The sequence below is a fragment of the Mycoplasma collis ATCC 35278 genome (assembly GCF_000701825.1).
In the GTDB taxonomy this organism is placed as follows: domain Bacteria; phylum Bacillota_I; class Bacilli_A; order Mycoplasmatales; family Metamycoplasmataceae; genus Mesomycoplasma_A; species Mesomycoplasma_A collis.
The window spans coordinates 1-10,486 of sequence record NZ_JNJY01000022.1; the positions used below are offsets into that span (position 1 = coordinate 1).

Sequence of the window (10,486 nt, forward strand, 5' to 3'; positions counted from 1 at the left end):
CCCATTTAAAATTTTATTACTTTTTTAAAAATTTTAAATGTGTTGCACTTAGAAATAGAATTTGGGAACAAACTTCAAGACAAAATTAAAAATTTTTAAAAATTTTTTTTATTGTAAAGTTTGTTTTTTTATTTAAAAATATTAAAAATTAATTATCAAATTCAATTCTTAATTTTTTATAAAAAATTTCGCTGGGTTCTTTTGTGACAGATGATTCTTCTTTTTGAAATCCTACTCATTCTAAATCTTTATTTCTTGTTTTGCTCACTTCATATAAAATTGCAAAATCTACAAAATTATCTTGTATATCTAAGATTTCAATAGTACTATAACCAAAAGAATCATTTATATTATCTATTTGGAAAAGTTCTCGAATATTTTTAAAATCATAATTTTTTATAATAAAAATTTTGCCGTTTTTTCTACTTTTTTCAGTAGGTAAACTTAATAAAATATATTCATTATTTCTAAATTCAAAATTAGCTAAACCATGCATTATTTGTGCATTTATTGGCTTATAATTAATTGTTGAAAAATAATCAATGTTTTTTTTGTTTAAATCGCTTCAGCTTTCACCACCATCATTAGAAATAGAAATACAAAGTTTATTTTGATAAGGGTTTCTAGCAAAAGCATATAAAGTTCCATTTTTAGATTCCACTATTTGCGTTTCAGAAAGTCAGTTTCAATTTTTATATTTGGGATCGTTTAAATATGAACTAGTTTTTCATGTTTTATAATCATCACTATAAGTAACGAAAGCTGAGAGTGGTAGTGCATAATTCACTTCATAAAGAGGAAACATTAATCTTCCGTTTTTCTCTTTATTTACTTGATTTTGAAGTTGAAGACCCTTTCCTGGTCCTCAAACTAGCGCATTAGTTTTAGGGTTTAATTTATTAATTTGGTTATTTAAATTAGTTACTAATTCTCAATTAAGTCCATTGTTTACACTTTTAAATAAATATAGATAAGGGCTTGAAGAAATGTAATATTTAGGATTTTTATAATTTGGATTTTTTAGATTAATCCCGTCCCAAATAGAGCAAACTGGTTTTGCTTTAAAAATATTTTTTGTTTCGTTTATATTTTCATAAACAGCACCTTTTAAAATTCCAGTTTCACTATCAAAATTATTATCAACAAAAATATTTGTAATTTTTAAATTGAATTTTAATGTATTGTTTCACTTTCCATCTATTACTTCATAAGCCCTAAATCATCTATTTTTTAAGTATTCATCTTCATAAGGTTTTAATATAAACTTAGAACTGCTATTTCATTTTAAAAGTTTTAGGTATTTTAAATCCTCGCTAAAACCTAAAAAATGATCGCTTAACGGATTTTGTTTTTCAACAATAGGCATTAGCCCGCTGCTTCCTGGTCATACATCAACTGCTAAATAAATTGTTTGATTAATTTTATCTTCTACAATAACTGAATCTATAAAACTTGGGTTGTTTTCTTCCCTAAATGTTTCTAATTTAAAAATAATTTTACCTTCAGTTCATTTTATTCCATCCTCACTAATTCTAATAATTTGGTTAATTCTGCTATATGGAGCATCTAGTTGACTGTCTAATCTTTGATCGACAATTGCTATTGTTTTACCATTAGATAACTTCAATAAAGAAGGAATACGATAACTATGAGAATTTAAATAACCTGAAGGAAATAAGTTTAATTCACTTAAAATTTTTACTTTCATTATAAAAGTTCCGCTGCATCATTATCAATTACAAACATTGTATCTTCATGTTCTTGTAAAAAACTTGCCGGTAATTTTGAATCTATTGGACCATTTATTGCTTTTTCAATTGCAACTGCTTTTGAACTTCCACTTGCTAATAAAATAATTTTTTTAGCTTTTAAAATAGTCCCTATTCCCATAGAAATAGCGGTTTTAGGAATGTCATTTTCATTTTGGAAATATATTTTATTACTTTCGATAGTGCTTTGAGTTAATTTTACCTCTCTTGTTTTTTGATCTTTTGTAGATCCTGGCTCATTAAAAGCAATATGTCCATTTGTTCCGATACCTAAAATCATTAAATCAATACCACCTTTTTTAGTGATGATATTTTCATAATTTTCAGAGTTTTTCTCTATATTCCCTATTCCATTAGGTAAATATATATTTTCTTTTTTCACATTTATATGATTGAATAAATTTTTATTCATAAAATAATGATATGAACTAGGATGAGTTGGTTCTAAATTAACATATTCATCTAAATTGAAAGTTGTGATTTGGCTAAAATCAATTTCTTTATTTTGATACATTTCAATTAATTTTTGATAAGTTTTTATCGGTGTTTTCCCTGTTGCAAAACAAATGTTTAAATTGGGTTTATTTTTGATTTCACTTTTGATAATATCAGCAACAAAATCTGCTATTTGCTGTTCATTTTCTTTAATTATTATATTCATATATTTTATTCTCCTTGATTTTAAATTTTTTAAAAAAATTATAATATATGGTTTTATTTAAAATTAAATTTTAATAAATATTTCACATTTTTATTTTTTTTAAAAAATGAAAAAGTATTTATTTCATTTATTTATTTTTAAAAAAATAATTTTAAAACAAGTCATTTTTAAATTTATTTTTGATTTTTGTCCTTTTAAAAAATTAATAAAAAATTTGTTATAATTAAAAAATGCAAAAATTAGTAATTGTTGAATCCCCAAATAAAATTAAAACTATAAAACAATATTTAGGCGAAAATTATGATGTAATGGCTTCAGTGGGTCATATTTTAGAACTAAAAACTTCTGGAAAATATGGTTTTGGTGTAAATTTAGAAACTTGAGAGCCAATTTATGAAGAAAAAAGTGATAAGAAAAAAACAATTAAAGAACTTAAAAAAGCAGTTAAAAAATATGATGAAATTTTAATCGCAACCGACCCTGATCGTGAAGGAGAGGCTATTGCTTGAAATTTAGTTGATTTATTAAAGATTGAAGATAAATATAAAAGAATTAAATATAATGAGATAACTAAAAATGCTATTTTAAAAGCTTTAGAAAACCCAATATTAATTAATACAAGTTTAGTAAATGCTCAAAAAACTAGAAGAATTCTTGATCGAATTATTGGTTTTAGATTATCAAGATTATTAGATTTAAAAATAACTCAAGCGCCTATAACCCCTACAGCTGGAAGAGTTCAATCTGTTGCACTTAAATTAATAATTGATAAAGAAATTGAAAGAAATAAATTTATACCAATAAAGTTTTCAACAATTAAAGGTATTTACAAACATAATGAAAACATTGAGTTTGAATATTTTAATGCTGAAAAACCTTATGAAAATAATCCTAGTTGAATTGCTCCAACTGAATCTCAAGAAATTTTCAATCATCTTAATGATAATTTGAAACAAAATAAAGGTGATTTAATAGTTACTAAAATTGAAAAAAGTCAAAAAAAAGAAGCTAAAATCACTCCTTTTAAACAATCTGTTTTATATAAAAAATCAGGAATGTCTTCATCAGTTGTTCAATTTAGCTTGCAAAACTTATATGAAGGTTATGGTTCTGGCGGACTAATTTCCTATCCTAGAACAGATTCAACAAGATTAAGTCAGACTTTTTTAAATCATGCTAAAAAATATATTGAAAAGAACTTTGGTATTGATTATATTGCTGATGATGTTAAAGGTTTTGCTGGTGACCAAGATGCTCACGAGGCTATAAGACCTACTGATTTAAATTTAACTCCTGCTAAAGCAAAAGAAGAATTTAATTTAAATGATGTTGATTATAAAATTTATTCATTAATTTATCAAAATTCATTACAAGCAATTATGAAAGTGCCAAAAAGAGAAATTTATAGATACACACTTAATAATGGACAATATACTTTTAAAATGTCAGAATCTAAAATTATTTTTGATGGATATTACAAAATTTTTGAAGATAAAGAAAATAAAGCTGATTTATTGAATTTAAAAGAAAATGATATTGTAGAAATTAAAGAATATAAATTAAGCGATTCTCAAACACAACCACCTAGCAGATACAATGATGGATCTTTAATTGAAGCAATGGATAAAATCAAAGTTGGAAGACCTTCTACCTTTGCTAGCACTATTAAAACACTAAAAGATAGATTATATGTAGAAAGTGGAGAAAAAACTTTAATACCTACAAATTTTGGTATCAAAGTTTTAGAAAAATTATTATTAATTAGCCCCGAAATAATTAATGAAAAATATACATCCACAATCGAAACTAAACTCGATGAGATAGCAGAAGGAAGAGAAGATTATAAAAATGTTTTAGATAATTTTTGAGATTATTTCCAAAAAAATGTCGAAACATCTAAAGATCATATAGAAAAAACTACAGTTGTGCAAAAAGCTGATGAATTGTGTCCTGAAGATAATGTAGATTTAATTTATCGTTTTAATAAAGCTACAAAACAGAAATTTATTGGTTGTTCCAATTTTCCTAAATGTAAATTTGTAAAATCAGTACCAGGTTCTAGTCAAGTTTTCAAAAGAAAATATGTCGATTGATCTAAAAAGAAAAAATAAAAATTTACATCTTAATTTAAAATTAAATTTGGGTGTTTTTTTTATTTGTTTAATATAATAAAAAAATGAAAAAGATTTTATATGATTATCCTTTTGTATTTATTGATAATAAAAAAGCAAATAAAGAACCTATTATTTTTGTTCATGGGTTTAATTCTGGACCTGAAATTCATAATATTTTTGCTAACAAATGAACAGATAACGACTACTATGCTATAGCTTTTCCTGGCAACAGTTTACTTGAGCCTAAAAATAATCATGAAGTTTCTGTTTATCAGTTTGCTGATTTGTTAATTGAATTTATTAAAAAAAATGAATTAAAAAATGTAATAGCGATTGGTCATTCTATGGGTGGAGGAATTATTTCTTTAGCATATTCAAAGGAACCTAAATTATTTTCTAAGTTAATTTATGTAGCACCAATGAATAAAAGTTCATTAAAACTTAAAAACAGTTTTAGACAACATTATTTTCCTAAAACATTTGAAGAATTTAAAACCTTTATTAAAGGATTATATTTTGATGGCGATGCAATTATAAATAGTGAAAAATTCAACACTATAGAAAAGAAAAAATTTAACCCTTATTTATATAATAACCCTAATATTCTAAAGTTAGGGCGATCTTTACCTAATATTGATTTAATGAATAAAATTGAAGAAGGATTAAATAAAATAAATATCCCTACTTTGCTTATGTTGGGTGAAAAAGATGTTGTAATTGATCGTGAAGAATGTATAAAATATTTTAAAGAAAATGTTAAAAATATTCAAATTGAAGTTTTCCCACAAACAGGACATATGCTTTATTTTGAAAATTTTATACTATATTTTAAAACAATAAAAGACTTTATAAATTTAAGTAATTAAACTTATTTATAAAATTTGTAATAAAAACCAGAGAAGATAAAATTCTTTTCTGGTTTTTGAAATAAACTTTAAAACGCAATACTTTTTTGTTTGTATTTTATTTAATTAAATAAATTTATTAATCATTATTGAAATCACTATTTTCATTACTTATTTTAAATAAAATCTCCATAGATTCAAGAGTTTTTAATTTATCATTAATAAATTCAATTTCATATTTTTTTTCATAAGGAAAGAAAAATATATATTCAGAATCGACATATGTGGGGAGTTTAATATGCATATTAACGTCTTTTAAATTAAAACGTTTGATTATTATTTTATTGTTTATTTTTTTTGGGTAAATATGATCAATAAAGCTAAAGAGTCTTTCAGCTTCATCTATAAAAAATGCAATTACATTATGTGTTTTGAAAAAATTTTTATTTTTTTGGAAATTTTTGAATTTATAATTTGGGAAATATTTTATATAATCATTTTTATTAGTTATAATAAACTCATTTTTATTTCTAATAGATTCGATTGTTTTAGGTGATATAAACATTTGTTTATTATCAATAAATTCTTTTTCCTTTTTATCAATATTTCCAGCTGAATAATGTCGAATAATATTTTTTTTAGTAATGTTTCATTTTTCATATAATTTATTTATTAAATTTTTTGATTTTGAATTTAATTTTTTTATTTTCTCTTTATTTAAAAAAGTTTTTATCATATTCTTTTTTATATTTTTTCAATAAATCGTCAATATTTTGAGCACTTGTATCTATATTATTATCTTCAATTCTAATTAAATATGAACAACTAGTTAAAGTTCAAAAGCTTCCTAAGCTTAAAATTGCTCCAACATAGCAAAACATTTTTTTAAGTTTAATTTTTAACATATGTTACCGCCAAAACATCGTTTATCGAATTTTCAAAAATGTTTGAATATTTTTTAACTCTTATCCTATATTTATCAGATTCATTAACTTTATAATCAATTACTTCAACATTACTATTTACAACGGTTACTGATTTAACCTCTTCTCATGAATAGCCATTTCATTTTTCTAAATATAAATCAAAATCTGTAAAAAATTTATTTTTTTTCATTTTAAACTCTTTTGTAAATTAACAAAATTCAATATATTTTAATTATATGTCAATATAAAAAAAATATATAAAGATTTTTTATATAGTTTTTGGTTTTTTTAATTAATTGTAATATAAATATTTTTATTAAATTCTTAATAAAAAAATTGCAAAATAAAAAAAACAAACACAAAAGTGTTGCACTTGAATGTTTATTTTAGGAAAACAGAGAAGATAAAATTCTTTTCTGTTTTTTGTTTGAATAAAAACTATTTTTTTGTAAAAGCACCAATAATTTTAAAAATGTATTTTATGGTGAAATACATTATTACAAATATTAAAATAACTGAAAAAATAAAGCCTTTTAAATAAATTCTATTTAAAAATCTTTTGGAATTTTCAATACCATCAAAATGTGTTATTTCAATTCCGAAATGGTGGTTTATTTCTGACTTTCTTTTAAATCTTATAATTGAAAATATAGCTCAAATAAGTATGATAGTCCCTAAAATAATCCCCACAACTGTAAATAAATAGTTTTCACTAGGAATAAAATCTACAAATCTTTCTCTTGCAAATTTTCATTTTAAAAATCCATAAAATATTGAAGCTATAACAGTTGTATAAAAAATAGCTATAAAGGATAATCAATTGTGATGTGTTTGTGATAAAACTAATCTTCTATAAATTTTTATCATTATAAATGAAGCATTTTTCTTATCATATTCAGATTCTGATTGGAATTTTTTTGTGCTTTTCTTTATTTCTCATAAAAGTAATGATGTTTTTATTAATTTATATGATGTAAATAATAAAATTAAAATTGGTATAATTAATCAACTTCAATTTACATCTTTTGTTGTTATTTTAAAAGCTGTTTTAAATTGGTTTGTAGCTAATAAAATAGTGTAAATCCCAACTGAAAAAACTAAAATAAAGTAAACTATAAGATTTAAAATTAAAAATATTGTTTCATTTCTAAAAACCTTTAAAGCTTGTTCAGGTTTAACATGTTCTTTTAAATCATCGGCTTTTTCTTCAATTTCATTTAATTCATCAATTTTATTTTTTTTAGATTTTACTAAAAATTGCATATCGCCTCCTTATCCTTATTGGACGTCTTTTTTTAAAATAGCAAGAAAAGCTTCTTGAGGCACTTCAATAGAACCTATAGCTTTCATTCTCTTTTTACCTTCTTTTTGTTTTTCTAATAATTTTTTACGTCTTGTAACATCACCACCATAAAGTTTAGCTGTTACGTCTTTTCTATAAGCTTTAATTGTTTCACGAGCTATTACTTTGGCTCCAATTACAGCTTGAACTGGAACTTCGAAGTTTTGCCTTGGAATAGCTTTTTTAAGTTTTTGTGTTAATTCTCTTCCTTTGTTGTAAGCAAATTCTTTATGAACAATTATTGAAAAAGCATCAATTTTATCCCCATTGAGCAGAATATCTAGTTTAACTAATGGGGATTGTTTATAGCCAATAACTTCATAATCAAATGTCGCATAACCTTTTGAAATTGATTTTAAAATATCAAAAAAATCAAAAACTATTTCAACAAGTGGTAATTCATAAACTACATTTCTACGATTTTGATCAATAAATTCAACATCAACAAAATTACCTCTTTTATTTTGACACAGTTCCATAACTGAACCTACATAAACCTCAGGCACTATAATTGTTGTTTTAATGTATGGTTCTTCAATTTTTTCAATAAATGTTGGTTCTGGAAAAAGTGAAGGATTAGAAATTTTTTCCATAGTTTTGTCCGTTTTATAAACATTAAATTCTACAGATGGCGTTGTTGCTATTAAATTTACATTAAATTCTCTCTCTAATCTTTCTTGTAAAACTTCCATATGCAACATTCCTAAAAATCCAATTCTAAAACCAAATCCTAATGCTTTAGATGATTCTGTTTCGTAAGCAATAGAAGAATCGGAAAGAGAAATTTTTTCTAATGATTCTTTTAAAAGATTAAAGTCTTTGCCATCAACAGGATAAAACCCTGTATAAACAACAGGTTTTAATTTTTTATAACCTGATAAAGGTTCTTTTGTAGGATTATCAATCAATGTTATAGTATCACCCACTGAAATATCTTTAGCATTTCTAATGGAAGCAGCAATTCAACCAACCTCTCCTGAAACTAATTTATCTTTTTTAACTTCTGCAGGAGTTTTAACACCTAATTCTACAACATGAAATTTCTTTTTATTCGACATTAAATAAAAGGTTTGTCCAATTGCAATAGTTCCCTCAACAATTCTAACTAATAAAACAACTCCTTTGTAAATATCATAATAAGAGTCAAAAACTAAAGCTTTTAACGGTTTGGAATCATCAGCGTTTTTAGGGCTTGGTATTCTTTCGATTATAGCATCTAAAACTTTATCAATGTTTAGACCTGTTTTTGCCGAAATTAAAATACTATCATCCGCAGGTATTCCGATTATATTTTCTATATCTTTTTTAGTTTTTTCTGGATCTGCAGAAGGTAGATCTATTTTATTGATAATAGGTATAATTTCTAAATTGTTTTCAATAGCTAGATAAACATTTGCTAAAGTTTGAGCTTCTATACCTTGTGTTGCATCAACCAACAATAACGCCCCTTCTGTAGCTGCTAATGATCGAGAAACTTCATAAGTAAAATCTACATGACCTGGGGTATCAATTAAATGAAAGAGATGATCTTTATATTTTAATTGAACAGAGTTGAGCTTTATTGTAATTCCACGTTCTTGTTCTAAATCCATGGAATCTAAATGTTGAGATTTTAACTCTCTTTTTTCAACAGCATTGGTAATTTCTAAAATTCGATCAGCTAATGTTGATTTACCATGATCTATATGTGCAATGATGCAAAAATTTCTTATCTTACTTTTATCCATAAATAATTTAAATTAAAAAATAAATCAAAAATAATTAGAAATTACTTTTGATTTTCTGTTGTTTGTTCTTTTGGTAAATTTCTTTTTTCTTCTTGTTCTTCTTTAAGTTTTTTTCTTTCTATATTTTGTTGAACAAGATGATAAATTAAATAAGAACTACCAGCAGCTAAACCAACTATTATTGTGCTTAAAAATATTCCAAAAATTCATCTATTTCTTCTTATTCTTGGAGTTCTAGCTTTTCTTGAATAAACTTCTGTAACTACTACATTATCTTCTAAGTTAGCATTTGAAAATGTTTCATTTTTAGATGTTGTTTCCATTTTTCACCTCACATTTATTTAGTAAATATTTAAAGAAAAATATATTTAGTATTAAAATATTTCTTTTAATTATACAATATAAACGTTTTTTTAATATTATAATTTATAATATTTAATTAAATAATTTATTAAATGTTGAATAATTAAATAATTGGAGGGTTAATGAAAAAAGATTATAAAAATACATTAAACATGCCTTTAACTAGTTTTGAGATGAAAGCGAATTTGAAGGTTAAAGAAATGAAATATTCTGATTTTTGAGAAAAAAATAAAATTTATGAGCAAATTTTAGCTAAAAATAAAAAAAATGAACAATTTGTGTTGCATGATGGTCCTCCTTATGCTAATGGGGATATTCATATTGGACATGCTTTAAATAAAATTTTAAAAGATATTATTGTAAGATATAAAAATTTAAAAGGTTATTACTCACCTTTGGTTTGTGGTTGAGATACACATGGAATGCCTATTGAATTAAAAATGCTACAAAGTATTAAAAAAGATCACAAAAATATTGATTCAGCTTTTTTAAGAACAAAAGCTAAAGAATATGCTCTAGAACAGATAGAAAATCAAAAAAAACAATTTAAAAAATTACAAATATTAACTGATTGAAATAAAATTTATGTAACTTTAGATCCAAAATTCGAAGCTATGCAACTTGAATTGTTAAAAAAAATGGCTTTAAATGGTTATTTAACCAAGGAGTTAAAACCTGTTTATTGATCTCCTTCTAGTCAAACTGCATTAGCTGAAGCAGAAATTGAATATGCTGAACA

At 23.8% G+C, this 10,486-nt stretch carries 11 protein-coding genes; 3 read left to right on the forward strand and 8 right to left on the reverse strand.

Annotated elements, in window-relative coordinates; genetic code table 4:
- Positions 1-148: 148 nt before the first annotated feature.
- Positions 149-1,708, reverse strand: coding sequence for an exo-alpha-sialidase (locus T403_RS0103620; RefSeq protein WP_033161457.1), 1,560 nt, complete (start codon positions 1,706-1,708; stop codon positions 149-151).
- On the reverse strand, positions 1,708-2,430 hold the full coding sequence (gene nagB, locus T403_RS0103625; protein WP_033161458.1) for a glucosamine-6-phosphate deaminase: 723 nt from the start codon (positions 2,428-2,430) through the stop codon (positions 1,708-1,710). The genes T403_RS0103620 and nagB overlap by 1 nt, the downstream gene beginning before the upstream one ends.
- Positions 2,431-2,660: 230 nt before the next feature.
- On the opposite strand from nagB, the gene topA reads away from it, so the two are divergent.
- The gene (gene topA / locus T403_RS0103630) at positions 2,661-4,541 is read left to right on the forward strand and encodes a type I DNA topoisomerase (RefSeq protein WP_033161459.1); all 1,881 of its coding nucleotides are present in this window, start codon (positions 2,661-2,663) and stop codon (positions 4,539-4,541) included.
- A gap of 65 nt (positions 4,542-4,606) precedes the next feature.
- Positions 4,607-5,410 carry an alpha/beta fold hydrolase gene (locus T403_RS0103635; RefSeq protein ID WP_033161460.1) on the forward strand — a complete coding sequence of 268 codons (804 nt, stop codon included), beginning with the start codon at positions 4,607-4,609 and terminating at the stop codon, positions 5,408-5,410.
- Positions 5,411-5,528: 118 nt separating this feature from the next.
- On the opposite strand, the gene T403_RS0103640 is transcribed toward T403_RS0103635, so the two are convergent.
- From T403_RS0103640 to T403_RS0103665, 6 genes are all read right to left on the reverse strand, one after another.
- Positions 5,529-6,125, reverse strand: coding sequence for a hypothetical protein (locus T403_RS0103640; RefSeq protein ID WP_033161461.1), 597 nt, complete (start codon positions 6,123-6,125; stop codon positions 5,529-5,531).
- Positions 6,103-6,294, reverse strand: coding sequence for a hypothetical protein (locus T403_RS0103645; RefSeq protein WP_033161462.1), 192 nt, complete (start codon positions 6,292-6,294; stop codon positions 6,103-6,105). The genes T403_RS0103640 and T403_RS0103645 overlap by 23 nt, the downstream gene beginning before the upstream one ends.
- Positions 6,281-6,505 (reverse strand): hypothetical protein, encoded by a 225-nt coding sequence (locus T403_RS0103650; protein ID WP_033161463.1) that lies wholly within the window; start codon positions 6,503-6,505, stop codon positions 6,281-6,283. The genes T403_RS0103645 and T403_RS0103650 overlap by 14 nt, the downstream gene beginning before the upstream one ends.
- Positions 6,506-6,753: 248 nt before the next feature.
- Positions 6,754-7,578: an MSC_0882 family membrane protein gene (locus T403_RS0103655; protein WP_033161464.1), complete on the reverse strand. Its 825-nt coding sequence runs from the start codon at positions 7,576-7,578 to the stop codon at positions 6,754-6,756.
- Between the two features lie 15 nt (positions 7,579-7,593).
- Positions 7,594-9,384, reverse strand: a complete 1,791-nt coding sequence (gene lepA, locus T403_RS0103660) for a translation elongation factor 4 (RefSeq protein ID WP_033161465.1) — start codon at positions 9,382-9,384, stop codon at positions 7,594-7,596.
- Positions 9,385-9,425: 41 nt separating this feature from the next.
- Complete coding sequence (locus T403_RS0103665) at positions 9,426-9,707, reverse strand: hypothetical protein (RefSeq protein ID WP_033161466.1); 282 nt, start codon at positions 9,705-9,707, stop codon at positions 9,426-9,428.
- Positions 9,708-9,869: 162 nt separating this feature from the next.
- Between T403_RS0103665 and T403_RS0103670 the strand changes: the two genes are divergently transcribed.
- The coding region (locus T403_RS0103670) for a class I tRNA ligase family protein (protein WP_033161467.1) at positions 9,870-10,486 on the forward strand (617 nt) is incomplete at its 3' end.